The organism is Pseudomonadota bacterium, from assembly GCA_039196715.1.
Classification (GTDB): Bacteria; Pseudomonadota; Gammaproteobacteria; order CALCKW01; family CALCKW01; genus CALCKW01.
This window is the reverse complement of record JBCCUP010000024.1, coordinates 15,690-32,347: the sequence shown is the minus strand read 5'-3', so window position 1 is coordinate 32,347 and position 16,658 is coordinate 15,690. Positions and strand designations below refer to the sequence as shown.

Genomic DNA, 16,658 nt, shown 5'->3' with positions numbered 1-16,658 from the left:
GCCGCCGATACTGCCGCGCGTTCACGACGGCCTTGCAAAACACCGCTGACGTTCGCCACCGCTGCGACCGAGTCCGTAGGGCATCGTGCGCAGTCAAACAGGCTTTGTGCCTGCTTTCGGTTTTTTTGCAGGCCTGGCAATCCTGACTGCAGCGCAGCGAACTCAGCCGAGACCGCTGGTCAACACCCTCAGACCGGCGAGAACACGTTCTGGGTGTTCTCGCGTGTGATGACCTCCACACGCAGCGGCTGCACCGTGTGCTGACGTCGCTCCAACGTGGCCACCAGCGCCGCCACAGTGTCCTCGGCCAATCGCCGCATGTCCTGGTGGATCACGATGTCGATGGCCTCGTCGAGCAGAAAGTCGCGGGTCTCGTCGGTGAGGTTGTGTGCAATGACCGCCACCGACTGAGCGACGCCGCGCTGTTCGAGCGCACGCACCAGGCCGCCGTTGCCGCCACCGACGTTGTACACACCCACCAGCGCGGGGTAACGGTCAAGCACCTCGGTCACCACCGCTTCGTTGCCGCGGTCATCGTCATCGCCGCTGAACGGCCCGACAATCCGCAACCGATCGGCGTGTGGCCTGAGCGCCGCGCGGAAGCCCATCTCACGCTCGTCGTGGCAGCGGTAGAGTTGTCCGCCCGACACCACGGCAATGTCACCGCTGCCCACCACCCACCGCGCCATGAGGTGACCCGCAGTGCGACCCGCAGCCCGGTTGTCCACACCCACGTAACCGCTGAGAGCCGGGTTCTCCAGGCCGGAGGCCACTGCAACACACGGCACCCCCCCGGCGATCAGGGCCTCGACAGCCTGGTGGACACGGGGGTCGTCGAGCGCCTGAAAAGCCACGGCGTCGACCCGCTGCCCGGTGCAGGCGCGCAACTTCCGCGCAAGCAGCGCGGGCGCCATCTTGGGCGTGAACTCACACTCGACGGTGACCCCGCCGGTGGCGCCGTGCGACTGGAGGGCCTTCGCCAGGTAGTCCGTCGACGGACCGGCGTCGGCGGGCAACATCACCCGCACCCGCCAGGGCGTCGACTGCGAACCGACCGGCCCACGCTCGCCCGCTGGCCGCTGCCAGCGACCCGACTCGATCGCGGCCTTGGCCTGCAGCACACGTTGGCGGGTCGTTTCCCGCACCCGAGTCCGCCGGTTGAGCACGCGGTCGACCGTGGCGGTGCCCACCCCGGCGTAGGCCGCGATGTCGGCAACCCGGGCGTGTCGCAAAGGTGCCTTGGGGGCAGGTGACGGTTCCTCACCCGAATCAGGCGTCGGGACGACCGCAACCGATTGAACGACAGGTTTCCGCCAGTCTTTCCAATCAAAAGACATCATTTACATCATTTTTGGCCTCAATCACATCATAGAACATCAATCTTGATCGGCTTGCCGAGTGGCCTTGTCCTCCCCTGCCCGGCGACCAATACTCGTCCGATCGCGCACCAACCGGGTGTGCTTCACCGTCGGACATGAGGAGTGCGAACGTGCAACGAGCAGGCGTGATTGGCTTGGGTGACATGGGTTCAGGGCTCGCCAAGAACCTGATTCAGAACGGCTTCCAGACCACCGGGCTCGACCTCGACCCGGCGCGGGTCGAGGCCTTTGCGGCGCTGGGCGGCACGGTGGCGGAGCGCGTCGCGGACGTCGGCCGCGCGAGTGACGCGGTGTTCGTCATGGTGATGAACGGCGATCAGGCCAAAGCCGTCATCCTCGGGGCGGACGGACTGGTCAGCCACATGGCACCCGGCGGCGCCGTGCTGCTGACCGCGACGATCAAACCGCACGAGGCGGAGGAGATCGGCGCGGCGATGGCGGATTCTGGCATCCACCTGATCGACAGCCCCGTCTCAGGGGGCTTTCCCGGCGCGCAGAACGGCACACTCACAATGATGGCATCGGCGCCCGACGCGGTGCTCGACACCTTTGCCCCGGTGATGGAAGCGGTGTCGGCAAACATCCACCGCGTGGACACCCGGCCGGGCATGGGGCAGACGGTCAAGGCCTGCCTGCAAAGCCTGATCGGCTCGATCTTCAGCGCGACATTCGAGGCCTCGGTGCTGGCGGCGAAGGCCGGTGTGTCGGGCGACGCGCTGCTCAGAGTGGTGTCGACGTCGAGCGCCGGCTGTGGCTGCGGCAACACCGCGCTGGAGAACATCATCGACCGCAAGTTCGAGAAGACCGGCAGCCACATCAATACCATGCACAAGGACCTCACCATCTCGCTCGACCTCGCCGAACGCCTGGGCGTGCCCTTGCACACCGCGTCGAGCGCAATGCAGCTGTTCCACGCGGGCAAGACCAAGTACCCGCACGGCGACAACCAGGTGGTGACCCGTGTCATCGAAGACATTGTCGGTGCCGAGCTGCACCGCTAGGCGGTCGACAACCGTCGGATCGTGCGCCGGGCGGCGGCGCTGACCCGGCGCACGCACCGCATGACACAGTGCACACCCAACCAGGGGCAAACAGGAGTCAGAGCATGAAATTGGGGGTTATCTGCGACGGCATCAGCCGCGACCTCGCTCACGCGGTCGACGTGATGGACGAGTTCGACCTCGAGTACGCCGAGCTGCAGTTTGTCGGCGACACCGAAGTCGGGGACCACAGCGCAGCCGAGATCGCCGAGATCAAGGCGTTGCTCGAAGACCGCGGGAAACCGGTGTCGTGTCTCTCTCGCCACATCTTCGCCGGCACAACCCACCAGAACACGCCGGGCGATGCCCTCCACACGACGCACATGGACGCGCTCAAACGCGTAATTGACATGGCGCACCAACTGGGTTGCCCGCTGGTGCGCATCATGACACCCAGGAAAGAGCAGATCCTCTGGGGACACCACGGTGCCGAGACCTGGAACGTCGCCAAAGGTGCCTGGGACGCCCATCTGCCACTGATCGCGCCCGCCGTCGAGCTGGCGAAATCCGAGGGGGTCAAGCTTGTTGTTGAAACCGGCAACGGCACGATGGTCAATTCCTGTTACACCGGGAGGAAGCTCATCGACGACCTGGACGCCAAGGGCACGCTGTTCGTCCTCTGGGATCCCGCCAACAACTGCTGGTGCCACGAAACCGCCTACCCCGACGGGTACGACACGCTGCGCGGCGGCTACCTCGGCCACGTGCATATCAAGGACGTGCTCGTCGACACCCCGCGTGCCACGCTGGAGGTGCGGCGCATGGGTGAAGGACAGCTCGCCGACCAGTTCCAGCCCATGGCCGACGCCATGCGTGCCGACGGCTACGACGGCGTGGTGTCGCTCGAGAGTGTCTACCACCCCGGCAACGGAGACTTCGAGGCCGGCTTCCGAATGTGCATCGACACCTTCACATCGCATTTCAGGTAACGCGATATGGCGACGCCGTTTCGCGTGGGTTTGATCGGCTGCGGCCGCATCAGCGATATCTACCTTGAAAACCTCGCGCGCTTTCCGGGCATCGAGGTTGTGGCGTGCAGCAGCCTCGATGCGGCCGAGTCGCGCGACAAGGCGGCGAAGCACGGCATCGCCGTCAGCTGCACGCCCGATCAGCTGCTGGCGCGAGACGACATCGAGGCGGTGCTGAACCTCACGGTTCCTGCGGCGCACGCCGACATCAGCCTCGCCGCGATCGACGCCGGCAAACATGTTTACAGCGAAAAACCCCTGGCCGCATCGCTCGCCGATGCCACGCAGGTGATGGCACACGCCGCAGAACGCGGCCTGACTGTCGCCAACGCACCCGACACCTTCCTCGGCGGCCGCTGGCAGACCGCGCGCAAGCTGATCGACAGCGGCGCGATCGGCGCCCCGACCGGCGTCGCGGCCTTTGTCGGCACCCACGGCGTCGAGCGCCACCACCCCAACCCGGATTTCTACTACCAGCAGGGCGGAGGACCGCTGCTCGACCTCGGCCCCTATTATCTCTCTGCGATGGTATTCCTGCTCGGGCCCATTGCGCAGGTCGCCGGCATGACAAAGCGCACCTTCGACCGGCGCCAGATCGAAAACGGTCCCCGCGACGGCGAGTGGATGCCGGTCGAGGTGGACACACACGTCAACACGCTCATGGCCTTCGAGTCCGGGGTGCTCGGCTCGATGATGATCAGCTTCGACGTTTGGGATTCCGAAACACCTCGCCTGGAGATCTACGGTGAAGACGGCTCGCTGTGCGTCCCGGACCCGGACCCCGTGCACGGCGCCAACGTCTTCGAGGGGGAGGTGTGGTACCGCACCCGAGACACGGCGCGCTGGACACACCAACCGCGCCCCAGCGGTCGGGCGTCGTGGCAGATTGCACCCAACAGCCACGGCTTCAACTACAACGCGCGCGGCCTCGGCCTGCTTGAGATGGCAGACGCCATCCGTACAAAACGTTCGCCGCGTGCAAATGCCGCACTTGCGTATCACACACTTGAGGCCATGTTGGGCGTATTCAAGTCACAACGGTTGGGCGAATTTGTCTCTGTCAACAGCCGCTGCGAGCGCCCAGCGTTGCTGCCAGAGGACTTCGCTACCCACAACGCATTTACGGTCTAGACGCCGGTTTCGACCGTGCACGCCAAGGCACCCCCTTAGCAAGCCAAACTGGCACCGCGACGGTGCACGCACGCACCGCATCGAATCACTGACCGCATGAAACATACTGCGTTTCCTGCAGCCAGAGGCTTTTTCCGCGTTTAAATCCTTGATTTTGGACCTGGCACCGATCGGGCACAGTCTCTGCAATTTCCCTGGTGACATAACGACAGCATCGGCATTCGATTAGTTCAGGCTTGTATTGTTGGGCGTCACGAACGCGTGACACCCAATGTGCAAAGCACACACCGATTGACCGAAGCGCACCTGTTCCGAGAACCTGGGAAATCTCAATGAAGCGCGTTTCACTCTCCAAACGGCATGCGTTCAAACTGATCGCTGCAACCGTCACCTCCGTCCTCTTCAGCGCACCGTCACTCGCCGAGATCGGCTACCCCGAGAAGGACGAACTCAAATTCGGTTTCATCAAGCTGACCGACATGGCGCCCCTCGCGATCGCCTATGAAAACGGCTACTTCGAGGACGAAGGCCTCTACGTCCAGCTCGAAGCGCAGGCCAACTGGAAAGTGTTGCTCGACGGCGTGATCGATGGGCAACTGGACGGCGCGCACATGCTCGCAGGCCAGCCGTTGGCTGCGACCATTGGCTACGGCACCGAAGCCGAGATCATCACCCCGTTTTCGATGGACCTGAACGGCAACGCCATCACTGTCTCGAACAAAGTGTGGTCGGAAATGACGCCCTACGTGCCGACGGGTGACGACGGCAAGCCGGTACACCCGATCAGCGCGAGTTCGCTCAAGCCTGTTGTCGATGCCTACGCCGACGACGGCAAGCCGTTCAAGATGGGCATGGTGTTCCCGGTGTCAACCCACAACTACGAGCTGCGTTACTGGCTCGCAGCCGGTGGCTTGCACCCCGGTTATTACGCACCCCACAAGGGTGACACCAGCGGCACGGTGGACGCCGATGTGCTGCTGTCCGTGACCCCGCCGCCGCAGATGCCGGCGACGCTCGAGGCCGGCACGATTTTCGGCTACTGCGTCGGCGAGCCCTGGAACCAGCAAGCCGTGTTCAAAGGCATCGGGGTGCCAGTGATAACAGACTACGAGATCTGGAAGAACAACCCGGAAAAAGTGTTCGGCATCACCAAGACCTTTGCCGAGAAATACCCGAACACCACGGTGCGAATCGTCAAGGCCCTGATCCGCGCGGCCTACTGGTTGGACGAGAACAACAACGCCAACCGCACCGAAGCCGTGCGCATCTTGTCGCAATCGAACTACGTGGGCGCGGATTTCGACGTCATCGCCAACTCGATGACCGGCACCTTCGAGTACGAGAAGGGCGATCGCCGCGAGGTCCCGGACTTCAACGTCTTCTTCCGCTACCACGCGACCTACCCCTATTACTCGGACGCGGTGTGGTACCTCACGCAGATGCGCCGCTGGGGCCAGATTTCCGAAGGCAAATCCGATGCGTGGTACGACGAAACCGCGAAGCGGGTGTACCGACCGGACATCTACCGCGTCGCGGCGGAAGAGCTGATCAACGAAGGCCTCTTCACGGGGGACGACTTCCCGACCTTCGACTCCGAGACCGGCTACCGGCCGCCACAGGATGACTTCCTCGACGGCGTGGTGTTCGACGGCAGCAAGCCCAACGACTACCTCGAGGCGATGGCCATCGGTCTCAAGGGCGACACCGTCCTCTGAGCCCGGCTGCGCGGGGCCGGTCACGCGCCGGCCTCGCACCCGACGCTGTCCGACTCGACCACACTGCGGAGACTGACATGAGCGTGATCAACGCGTTCTCGACACCCAACCCGGCACGGCGTTTTCGCCTCGGCGCCTGGCTCAACAGCACGGTTGTCGAAAACGCGGTACTGCCGGTCCTCGGCATCGCCGCTTTCCTGCTGATCTGGAGCATCGTCGCCTCGCAGATCAACACCTCGCTGGGCGCGTTTCCCGGCCCGGTTGAGGTCAGTCAACAGGCCAGTGCCCTGGTCAGCGAGCACCGACGCGAGCGAGAGAAGGAAGCAGCCTTCTACCAGCGTCAGGAAGAGCGGAACGCCAAGCGCCTGGAGAAGGAACCGGACTTCAAACCGAAGATTCGCGCGTACACCGGCAAGCCGACCTACTTCGACCAGATCCTTACCAGCATCCTGACGGTGCTGACCGGCTTCGTGCTCGCCTCGGCGATTGCAATCCCCGCCGGCATCGTGATTGGCTTGAGCCGTAACATGCACAGTGCGGTGAACCCGCTCGTGCAGCTCTTCAAGCCCGTCTCACCCCTGGCGTGGCTGCCGTTGGTCACGATGGTGGTCAGCGCAGTCTACGTCACCGACGACCCGATGTTCGAGAAGTCGTTCATCAACTCGGTCGTGACGGTCATGCTGTGCAGCCTCTGGCCCACCCTCATCAACACCTCGGTCGGGGTAGCCAATATTGACCCGGACCTGCAAAACGTCTCACGCGTGTTGCGCCTCGGCCGGCTCACGCACGTCCGCCGCGTCGTATTGCCGTCCTCACTGCCGATGATCTTCACCGGTTTGCGGTTGTCGCTCGGCGTGGCTTGGATGGTCCTGATAGCCGCCGAGATGCTCGCGCAGAACCCCGGACTCGGGAAGTTCGTCTGGGACGAATTTCAGAACGGCTCGTCCCAATCCCTGGCCCGCATCATGGTGGCGGTCATCACGATCGGTCTGATCGGCTTCGTGCTCGACCGCCTGATGCTGTTCCTGTTGCGACGTGTCGCCTGGGACCCCGAGATCGCCAAACGGTAGTGGAGCACCCGTCATGAAAAACGCCTATTTGCAGATCAGTCATCTGGACGTCGAGTTCCCCACCAAGACCGGGGTGTTCACGGCCTTGAAGAACGTCAGCCTCGACGTGCAGGACGGTGAGTTCATTTCGGTGATCGGACACTCTGGCTGCGGCAAGTCCACGGTCATGAACGTCATCGCAGGCTTGACCCCTGGCACCCGTGGTGGTGCCCTCGTCAACGGCCGGGAGGTCGACGGACCAGGCCCGGACCGCGCAGTGGTGTTTCAGAACCACTCCCTGCTGCCCTGGCTGACGGTATGGCAGAACGTCGAACTCGCGGTCAACGTGGTGTTCAAGACATCCAAGACCAAGGCCGAGCGCAACGACTGGATCGCCCACAACCTCGAGCTGGTCGACATGATCCACGCACGCGACAAGCGGCCATCCGAGATCTCGGGCGGTATGAAGCAACGCGTGGGCATCGCGCGGGCCCTGTCGATGGAGCCCAGGGTGCTGCTGATGGACGAGCCCTTCGGCGCGCTGGACGCACTCACCCGCGCACAGTTGCAGGACGCGCTGATGGCGATCCACGCCAAACTCAAGAACATCGTCGTGATGATCACGCACGACATCGACGAAGCCGTGCTGTTGTCCGACCGCATCGTGATGATGACCAACGGGCCGTCCGCCACCATTGGCGAGATCGAAACTGTCGAGCTGGCGCGCCCACGCGACCGCCTGGCACTGGCAAAGGACCCGGTCTACAACCAGAAACGCGAGGCGCTGCTGCGCTTCCTCTACGAGAAACAGCGCAAGGTGGAATCGCTGCCGGCAGCCGCCGGTGGCACAACACCCAAGTCCGCCGACACCGAGGCCGCCGTGGTCGAAGACAGCCGAGGGGTGGCCTGAGATGCACATCGTGGTCGTCGGCAACAGCATCGCGGCAGACTGCCTGCTTGGCGAGCTCTTTCAACGCCGTCAGCAGCAGGCGGTTTCCGTCACGGTGATCGGCGCAGAACACCACAGCGCCTACAACCGCGTGCAACTCTCGCAGGTGCTCGCCGGCGACGCCGACAGCAGCGCCATCGCCCTGCGTGACACCGACTGGTACACCGGCAACGGAGTGCGGCTGATGACGGGTGTACAGGTGACGTCGATTGACCGCAGCACGCAGCGCGTGCACCTCGACAGCGGCGACGACCTCGCCTACGACAAGCTGGTGCTCGCCACCGGCGCCCGCGCCCGTGTGCCGGCGGCGGCCGACGCATCCCTGGCAGGTGTCCAGGTGTTCCGCACGTTGGACGACGCCCGCGCCCTGATCGACACACCGGCCTCGGAGCACACCGTCGTGTTCGGCGGCGGCCTGCTCGGGCTCGAGGCCGCGGCCGGCCTGCTGGCGCGCGGCCGCACCGTCACGCTGGTGCACCGCAACGGGTGGCTGCTGAACCGACAACTCGACGACGCGGCGGGTCGTTTGCTGCTGGACAACCTCGTCGCCCGCGGCCTGAGCGTGCATCTCAACGCCGAGCTCGCCACGGTCAACGGCGACACCGCCGTGCAGTCAGTGACCCTCGACGACGGCACCGAGATCCCGGCGCAACAGCTCGTCTTTGCCACCGGCATCGAACCGCGCACCGAGCTCGCGGTCGACGCGGCCCTGGCGGTCAACCGCGGTGTGGTCGTCGACCGGAGCCTGCAAACCGCCGACCCGGTGGTCTTCGCGCTCGGCGAATGTGCCGAGTGCGCAGGCGAAACGGTCGGCCTGGTGCCGCCGATCCGCGACCACGCGGCCGTGCTGGCCGACACCCTGCTCGGCCGACCAGGCCAGCCCTACGTTCGGCGCGAGCACGCCACCCAATTGAAAGTCGCCGGCATCGATGTGTTCTCCGCCGGCGACGTCAACGCCCACACCGACCACGTGATCCTCTTCGACGACCCGCTGACACCGGCGCGGCGCAAGCTGGTGCTCGAGGACGGCAGGTTGGTCGCGATCATGCTGTACGGCGACGTTCGCGATGGTCCCTGGCTACACAGCGTGATGCAGAACGGGACCGACACGCACGCGCTGCGGGACCGCTTGTTGTTCGGACGTGCCTACTGCGAGGGATTGGCGGCGTGATTGCCACAGAGAACGGCTGGAACCAGTTCGTCTGCGGCAACGGCGGCATGCGGCCGCCACGCCGACCTCTTTGCCACCGACCTCAGCGACGACGGCCTGGTTCGCTACATCGACCGCGTCCTGATGTTCTACGTGCGCACCGGCGACTGCCTGCAACGCACGAGCAACTGGCTGGAGAAGCTCGACGCGCAGATGGCGCACATCGTCGCGAGCCACCAGTGTGAGTGGATCACCACGCTGGCCTCATCGGAGCGGCTGGAACACGTCAACACCTTCGTCAACACCGACGCGCGTGACCGCAATGTGCAATTCACCCGTGAGCGCGGCGAGATCAAACCCCTGATTCGCATGGAGCTGAAGTCGCATGCAAACTGAGAGCTGGACGGACATCCGCGATGTCGGGGCGCTGCAGCCCTTTGCCGGCGTGGCCGCCCTGGTCGACAACACCCAGGCCGCCCTCTTCTACCTGCCGGGCAACAACACCGACCAGGTGTTTGCGATTGGCAACTGCGACCCCATGGCGTCGCCCGCCGCGGTGCTCGCGAGCGGCATCGTCGCCCACATCGACGGCGAGCCGACGGTCACGTCACCTCTGTACAAACACCACTACCGTCTGCGCGACGGCGTGTGCATCGAGTCACCGAAACACAGCGCAGGCAGCCTTCCGGGCGGGATAGAGGGCGGCCGCGTGCAACTGATGATCTCTGCCGACCATGTCGACACAGCCGCGGGTTGACACCACCTGCCCGTACTGCGGCGTGGGCTGCGGCGTGCGGCTCGACGCACGCGCCGAGCAGGTCAGCCCCTCGCCCACACACCCGAGCAACCGTGGCCGCGTGTGTGTGAAGGGCAATGCCCTGCACGAGACCGTCGGGCACGACGGGCGCCTGCTGTACCCCGAGGTACACGGCAAGCGCGCAAGCTGGGAAGCGGCGATCAACACGGTCGCCGACCGGTTCAGCGCTGTCATCGACAGCTTCGGGCCGGACGCGGTGGCGATCTACGGCTCCGGTCAGTTGTTGACCGAGGACTACTACGTCGCCAACAAGCTGATGAAGGGGTTCATCGGCAGCGCCAATATCGACACCAACTCGCGCCTGTGCATGGCCTCCGCCGTGGTTGCCCACAAGCGCGCTTTCGGCGAAGACATCGTCGCCTGCGACTACCGCGATGTGGAGGAAGCCGACCTCGTCGTCCTGGTCGGCTCCAACACTGCCTGGGCCCACCCGGTGCTGTACCAGCGCCTGGTCGCTGCACACCAGGCCCACCCGAACCGGCGCGTGGTGGTGATCGACCCCCGCACCACCGCCACCTGCAACATCGCCTACCGCCACCTCGCCCTCGCGCCTGGCAGCGACGACTGGCTGTTCGTCGGCTTGCTGAACTGGCTGGCAGGCCACGGCGCGCTCGACCCAGCCTGGTGCGACGCGCACTGCGACAACCTCGACGCCACACTCGACGCCGCGCGCGCGCACGGCAGCCTCGCGCAGGTGTCTGCAGCGACCGGCCTGTCAACCGAACAGTTGATCGACTTCTACCGCCTGTTCGCCCGCAGCGAGAAGGTGGTGACGCTGTTCTCGATGGGCATCAACCAGTCCACCAACGGCAGTGACAAGGGCAACGCGATCATCAACTGCCACCTCGCAACCGGCCGAATCGGCAAGCCCGGTACCGGCCCCTTCTCGATCACCGGACAACCCAACGCCATGGGCGGCCGCGAGGTCGGCGGTCTCGCCAACCAACTTGCTGCGCACCGCGACTTCGATGACCCGACGGCGGTCGACGCCATCGCCAACTACTGGGGCGGTCCGCGGATGGCCCGCGCGCCCGGCCTCAAGGCCGTCGACCTCTTCGACGCCGTGCACGCGGGCGAGGTCAAGGCAATCTGGATCATGGCGACCAACCCGGCAGTGAGCGTGCCGAACAGCACGCGCGTGCGCGACGCGCTCGCCCGGTGCGAGTTCGTCGCCGTCTCCGATTGCATGCGGGAGACCGACACCACCGCGTTTGCCGACGTCCTGCTGCCCGCGCTCGCCTGGGGCGAGAAGGACGGCACCGTCACCAGCGCCGAGCGCACCATCTCGCGCCAGCGCGCGTTCCTGCCGCGCCCCGGCAACGCCCGTGCCGACTGGCGCATCGTCTGCGACGTGGCCGCCGCGATGGGCTTCGGCGCCGCCTTCGACTACCCGAACGCCGCCGACATCTTTCGCGAACACGCCCGACTGTCGCACCTGCTGAACGGTGACGGCAGCCGCGCCTTCAACATCGGCGCACTGCAATCGCTCAGCAACGACGAGTACGACAGCCTGCGCCCGACGCCGTGGCCGATGACCACCAGCCGCAGACCAGCTCGCCCGTTTGCCGATGGCCGGTTCTACACCGCATCGGGCCGAGCCCATTGCGTGGCCGTGGTGCCGCAGGCGGTGCCGCAGCACGACAACCGGCTGCTGCTGAACACTGGCCGCTGCCGCGACCAGTGGCACACCATGACCCGCAGCAGCCTGAGTGCCCGGCTGCTGCAGCACCGGGACGAACCCTTCGTCGAGTTCAACCCGGCTGACGCTGACGCCCTGGCCGTCAGCGATGGCGCCCTTGTCGAGCTGTCTGCCGCGAACGGCCGCTACATCGGGCGCGCGCGTCTGACCCCCGGTGTCACGGCGGGCCAGGTTTTTGCGCCGATTCACTGGAACCGCCAGTTCACCGGCGCCGCCACAGTGTGCGAACTGATTCCGGCGGCGGTCGACCCGCTGTCCGGCCAACCGGCATTCAAACACGCACACGTGAGTGCACGCGCATTCGAGATCCGGTGGCAAGCCTGCATTGTCAGCACAGTACGCCCGACCACACCTGACGCCGATTACTGGTGCCGCGTGCCACAGGGCGCCGTGCACCGACTCGAGCTGGCCGGTGACGACGCCGAGCCGAGCCTCGACGACCTGCAACGCCTGAGCGGCCACGGCAGCAGGGTCCCCTGGGTGTTCTACCAGGACAACCTGAGCGGCACCGTGCGCGCTGCGCTGCTCGACGGCGACCGGCTCATCGCGCTGGTCGCCCTGACCCGCACCGGCGCGTTGCCGGAGCGTGCCCACACACAGAGCCTGTTTACCGCGCCGGTTGAGCCGCACTCGCGCATGGCGCTGCTCGCCGGTGTACCGGCAGCGGATCAACCCGATGTCGGTCGGATCGTGTGCGCCTGCAACGCGGTCGGCGAGCGCACGATCGTGCACGCCATCACCGTTGAGGGCGCGGCCGACATCGCGTGCCTTGGCAAGCGGGTCAACGCAGGCACCGGGTGTGGCTCGTGCCGCCCGGAACTGCAACACCTGATCACCACCCACGTGCCTGCCCGCAAGGGGGCGACGCCATGAAGCAATTTCCCGTTTTTTTCAATCTCAACCAACAGCCGTGCCTGGTCGTCGGTGGGGGTGAGGAGGCGGCGGCCAAGGCACGGCTGCTCACCGCCGCTCACGCCCACATCGACATCCACACCGACGACCCGTGCACAGACCTGAAACGCGCCCTGGCCGCAGGCGAGATTCACCGCGCCCGCGGCGACGCACCCTGGCGCGAAGGCCGCTACCGCCTGGTGATCGTGGCCGACGTGTGTGCCGACACCGCCGCGGTGATCAGCGCCGATTGCTGCGCGCGCGGCGTGCCAGTCAACGTGGTCGACCGCCCCGGCCTCTGCAGTTTCACCGTGCCCGCGATCGTCGACCGCGCACCGGTCACGGTGGCGATCGGCACCGGGGGCGCATCGCCGGTGCTGGCGCGCTCGGTCAAGGGCCAGATCGAGGCTCTGCTGCCGAGTGCACTCGGCGCACTCGCGTCGCTCTACGCGAGCCGACGGGCCAAGGTGAAAGCCACCGTTGCACCCGAGGGTCGCCGCGCTGTCTGGGAGGCCGCCCACCACGGCACGGTGGCGCAGTTCGCCGTCGAGGGCGACATGGCGGCGGCCGCGCGGGCGCTGGACAGCCTGATCGACCACGGTCCGTGCCTGGCCAGCCAGCCCGCGCACATCACGCTGCTCGACCTCCGCCACCGCGACGCCGACCGCGTCACCCTGGGTGAGCTGCGCCGCCTGCAATGCGCGCATGCTGTCGTGTTCGACGACGCCCTGCCGCACACCCTGCGCGAGCTCTGCCGCCGCGACGCCGCCCGGCACACGCTGCTCGCGCCGACCTCGGGTGTACCCGTGGTGGCCAAGCAGCTCGCCAACCTCAGCCAACCGGGTCATCGCGTGGTGGTGCTCGGCACCGGGGCCTGGTTCACCGACGTCACCCAGCGGGCCGTGGCGGCACGCCTGCGCACGCTTGGCTTCCAGGTCGACGAGGCCGGCGCTGCCCACACGGCAGCGGCGCGCTGCGTGACCGCCCTGTGAGCGTGTCGGCCACCTGCCCCACCGAGCTGCCCCCCGCCTCGACGGCGCCGGCTGTGACGTTCACCGACTACCTGCGAATCATCGGCAAGGGCCGCCGCGGCTCGCGTTCGCTGACCCGAGACGAAGCGCGGGACGCGCTCGGCATGGTGCTCGACGGCCACTGTTGTGACGTGCAGATCGGGGCCTTTTTCGTGCTGATCCGCGTGCGCGAGGAAACCCCGGACGAGGCGGCCGGGTTCACCGACGCCGTGCGCGCCCGCCTGCGCGTGCCCGACGGCATCCGACCCGACATCGACTGGGGCTGCTACGCCGGCAAGCGTCGTCACCTGCCGTGGTACCTGCTCGCAGTCAAGGCACTGGCGCAGCAGGGTGTCCGGGTGCTGCTGCACGGCCAGGTCGGACCGACACCAACCCGCTTGTACACCGAACACGCGCTGCCCGCACTTGGCATCCCGCTGGCGGGCTCGCTGGCCGAGGCCCAATCGCACCTCGCCGAACACCACCTGAGCTACGTGCCTCTGCAGGCGTTCAGTCCGACCCTGTCGTCGCTGCTCATGCTGCAGCAGACCCTCGGATTGCGGGTGCCGCTGCACACCGTTGCGCGGATGCTGAACCCGCTGTCCGCGCCACTCAGCGTGCACGGCGTGTTTCACCGCAACTTCGATGTGATCCACCAGGACACCGCCGTGCTCGACCGTGCCCCGGCGGTGCTCGCGTTTCGCGGCGAGGGCGGCGAGGCCGAAGTGCGGCCCGAGCGACCTGTGGTGTTGCGCTGTGCCCGCGCGGGCGTCGCCTCCGAGATCACCCTGCCCGCCACCGGCCAGTGGGATCGCGGCGCACTCGACGCACCCGACACCCTGCAGCGGGTCTGGGACGGCGCCCCACACGCCTACGCCGAGCAGGCCGTGATTGCGACCCTGGCCGCGGTGCGGCACGGCGAGGCCGGCGACGACGCCGACACCGCACTCGACTGGGCTCGCACGGTCTGGCACAGCCGAAACGCGTAGTCTTCGCCTACCATACAGTACACTGGGTACTACCTCGGAGCGGCGGGGAGGCGGCGCGTGCCAAGGGGAAGTCAGCGTGTTTGGCAGACGGTGGCCGGCGTGGTGTGCGTGGCCCTCAGTGCCGCCGCCGCGAGTGAGAGCCTGCAGGGACGGGACGACCCCACCCTGATCGCAGCCGTGTCCGGCTGGCTGGCCGACGACGACGGCAGCCTGACCACGCTTCGCCAGTTGGCCCACAGCGGCAACCGTGCCGCGCGCCTGCTGCTCGGCCGCATCGAAATCACCGACCGCGCGCCCCAGCCCGGTCTGCGCAAACTGAGCCGCGAGGACTGGCTTGCGCTGTTCCGCGCGCCGCGGCGCGGCAGCCAGTTCGCGCCGAGCTGGATCACCTTCGAAGCCGACCGCGGCAACCCACTGGCGGTTCAGCTGCAGGCGGCAACCGCACTCGGCCTCAACCCCGCGGGCGTCACCGCCTTGATCGAGGCCGGCGAACCCGAGGCTGCCGAGCACCTGATCCGCAAGATTGCCGTGGACGGCGACGACGCGGATCGCCACGCCCTGCTCGAGGCGCTGCCCCCCGACCACGAGCTGCAACCCTACGTGTTCGGCTTTCGCCACGCCCCGGCCGGCCTCAACACCGGCGCGACGGCCTTCCAGCGCATCTCGGGCAACGCGGTGATTGCCTTCGCAGCGCAGCGCAACCAGGAGATCCTGCCGCAGATTGCCAACACCTTTGCCGACCACGGCTACCAGGGAGGTGACCAGTTGCCGCACGGCTGGCTCGAAACACCGGACGCCCACGCCATCGCCGACTGGGTGCTCTCGACCCCGGTCGCAGCCCCGCTCGCGCGGCTCTGCCGAGACCACTGCAACGAGAGCGCCGTGTCCGCCTGCGCCACCACCGCGTTCGGCTTGTTCGGTGGCTACTACGAAGTGATTCGACTCGACAGCCCGCTCGAAGCGGTCATCCGGCAAGTGGATTTCAACGACAGCGCGCGCGCGCGGGGCATGGCTGCGCGCCGGATCGCCAACGCGCGCACGGAGCTCGGCGAGCACGTGTTCAGCGAAGCCGAGCTGCGCGGCAAGAGCCAGTGCCTGGCCGACGCCGTGCAACCCTGGCGCCTGCCAGACGCGTTCGACTGACACGACCGTGCCCGGTCACCCGGGTGTACACTGGGCCGACGCAAAGCCGTTTGCTCGCCCACACCATGCCCCGCTCCACACTCGATTTCGCCGAACCCTTTTTCGGCGTCACGCTGCTCGACGCGGTCGAGCGCTTCGACGTGGCCGGCCGCGCCATCGTCGTCAACCTCGCCGACACGGCGCTGCACATCGAGGCGCAATCCCTGGCCACGCTGCAGTCGGCGATCGTTGTCGACGCCGCGCTCGAGCAGGTCGAGCGTGCCGTGGTGATCGACCGCTTTGATGCGCACGGCGACGACGCCGCGCTGTTCGCTGCGGTGCGGACACAGTGGCCGTTGGCCTTTGACGTGCGCGGCGAAGAGCGCCTGCGCGGCGTCGAACACTACTTGTCGCCCAAGGCGCGCACCGGCAACCTCGGCCTGAGCATGTACCACTCGGCCTCGGTGCCACTGAACGTCGGACTGCACCGCGACCACCCCTTTTGTGCCGTGCCGGGTTTCCGCGAGGTGCACACCCAGATCGTCGGCGTCGGCAAGATGCAGCAGTGCCGGGCGCGCGACACCGACACGCTCTACCTCGAGGAGATGCTGGCACCCGGGCAGACGCACCGCCCGATGTACGACGCCGAGGGCAACTACCCGTGGCACCAGTACGAGACCGTGACACCGAGCATTTTCATGGCCGTCGAACTGCTGCCGCCCGGCGCGACCTTCCCGGCCTGAGCACCG

General features: G+C 66.7%; 15 protein-coding genes. 14 read left to right on the top strand and 1 reads right to left on the bottom strand.

What is annotated here, in order from left to right; genetic code table 11:
- Positions 1-188: 188 nt before the first annotated feature.
- A complete protein-coding gene (locus tag AAGA11_10455) occupies positions 189-1,232 on the bottom strand; it encodes a substrate-binding domain-containing protein (GenBank protein ID MEM9603274.1) in 1,044 nt (347 codons plus the stop codon).
- 257 nt (positions 1,233-1,489) lie between these two features.
- On the opposite strand from AAGA11_10455, the gene AAGA11_10450 reads away from it, so the two are divergent.
- The 14 genes from AAGA11_10450 (at position 1,490) to AAGA11_10385 (ending at position 16,652) form a co-directional block, all read left to right on the top strand.
- Entirely contained in the window at positions 1,490-2,380 is an 891-nt protein-coding gene (locus AAGA11_10450; protein MEM9603273.1) for an NAD(P)-dependent oxidoreductase, read from the top strand.
- 104 nt (positions 2,381-2,484) lie between these two features.
- A complete protein-coding gene (locus tag AAGA11_10445) occupies positions 2,485-3,348 on the top strand; it encodes a sugar phosphate isomerase/epimerase family protein (GenBank protein MEM9603272.1) in 864 nt (287 codons plus the stop codon).
- Positions 3,349-3,354: 6 nt separating this feature from the next.
- The gene (locus tag AAGA11_10440; GenBank protein MEM9603271.1) at positions 3,355-4,518 is read left to right on the top strand and encodes a Gfo/Idh/MocA family oxidoreductase; all 1,164 of its coding nucleotides are present in this window, start codon (positions 3,355-3,357) and stop codon (positions 4,516-4,518) included.
- Between the two features lie 332 nt (positions 4,519-4,850).
- Positions 4,851-6,233 (top strand): CmpA/NrtA family ABC transporter substrate-binding protein, encoded by a 1,383-nt coding sequence (locus tag AAGA11_10435; GenBank protein ID MEM9603270.1) that lies wholly within the window; start codon positions 4,851-4,853, stop codon positions 6,231-6,233.
- Between the two features lie 77 nt (positions 6,234-6,310).
- On the top strand, positions 6,311-7,303 hold the full coding sequence (locus tag AAGA11_10430) for an ABC transporter permease (protein MEM9603269.1): 993 nt from the start codon (positions 6,311-6,313) through the stop codon (positions 7,301-7,303).
- Positions 7,304-7,316: 13 nt separating this feature from the next.
- Positions 7,317-8,192, top strand: coding sequence for an ABC transporter ATP-binding protein (locus AAGA11_10425; GenBank protein MEM9603268.1), 876 nt, complete (start codon positions 7,317-7,319; stop codon positions 8,190-8,192).
- Position 8,193: 1 nt separating this feature from the next.
- Complete coding sequence (locus AAGA11_10420) at positions 8,194-9,402, top strand: FAD-dependent oxidoreductase (GenBank protein MEM9603267.1); 1,209 nt, start codon at positions 8,194-8,196, stop codon at positions 9,400-9,402.
- Positions 9,403-9,777 (top strand): hypothetical protein, encoded by a 375-nt coding sequence (locus tag AAGA11_10415; protein ID MEM9603266.1) that lies wholly within the window; start codon positions 9,403-9,405, stop codon positions 9,775-9,777.
- On the top strand, positions 9,767-10,138 hold the full coding sequence (gene nirD / locus AAGA11_10410; GenBank protein ID MEM9603265.1) for a nitrite reductase small subunit NirD: 372 nt from the start codon (positions 9,767-9,769) through the stop codon (positions 10,136-10,138). The genes AAGA11_10415 and nirD overlap by 11 nt, the downstream gene beginning before the upstream one ends.
- A complete protein-coding gene (locus AAGA11_10405) occupies positions 10,116-12,770 on the top strand; it encodes a molybdopterin-dependent oxidoreductase (protein MEM9603264.1) in 2,655 nt (884 codons plus the stop codon). The genes nirD and AAGA11_10405 overlap by 23 nt, the downstream gene beginning before the upstream one ends.
- Entirely contained in the window at positions 12,767-13,780 is a 1,014-nt protein-coding gene (locus tag AAGA11_10400) for a bifunctional precorrin-2 dehydrogenase/sirohydrochlorin ferrochelatase (GenBank protein MEM9603263.1), read from the top strand. Before AAGA11_10405 ends, AAGA11_10400 begins: the two co-directional genes overlap by 4 nt.
- 53 nt (positions 13,781-13,833) lie before the next feature.
- Positions 13,834-14,787 carry a glycosyl transferase family protein gene (locus AAGA11_10395; GenBank protein MEM9603262.1) on the top strand — a complete coding sequence of 318 codons (954 nt, stop codon included), beginning with the start codon at positions 13,834-13,836 and terminating at the stop codon, positions 14,785-14,787.
- Between the two features lie 108 nt (positions 14,788-14,895).
- Positions 14,896-15,930, top strand: a complete 1,035-nt coding sequence (locus AAGA11_10390) for a hypothetical protein (GenBank protein MEM9603261.1) — start codon at positions 14,896-14,898, stop codon at positions 15,928-15,930.
- 65 nt (positions 15,931-15,995) lie between these two features.
- On the top strand, positions 15,996-16,652 hold the full coding sequence (locus AAGA11_10385) for a hypothetical protein (protein MEM9603260.1): 657 nt from the start codon (positions 15,996-15,998) through the stop codon (positions 16,650-16,652).
- Positions 16,653-16,658 lie beyond the last annotated feature (6 nt).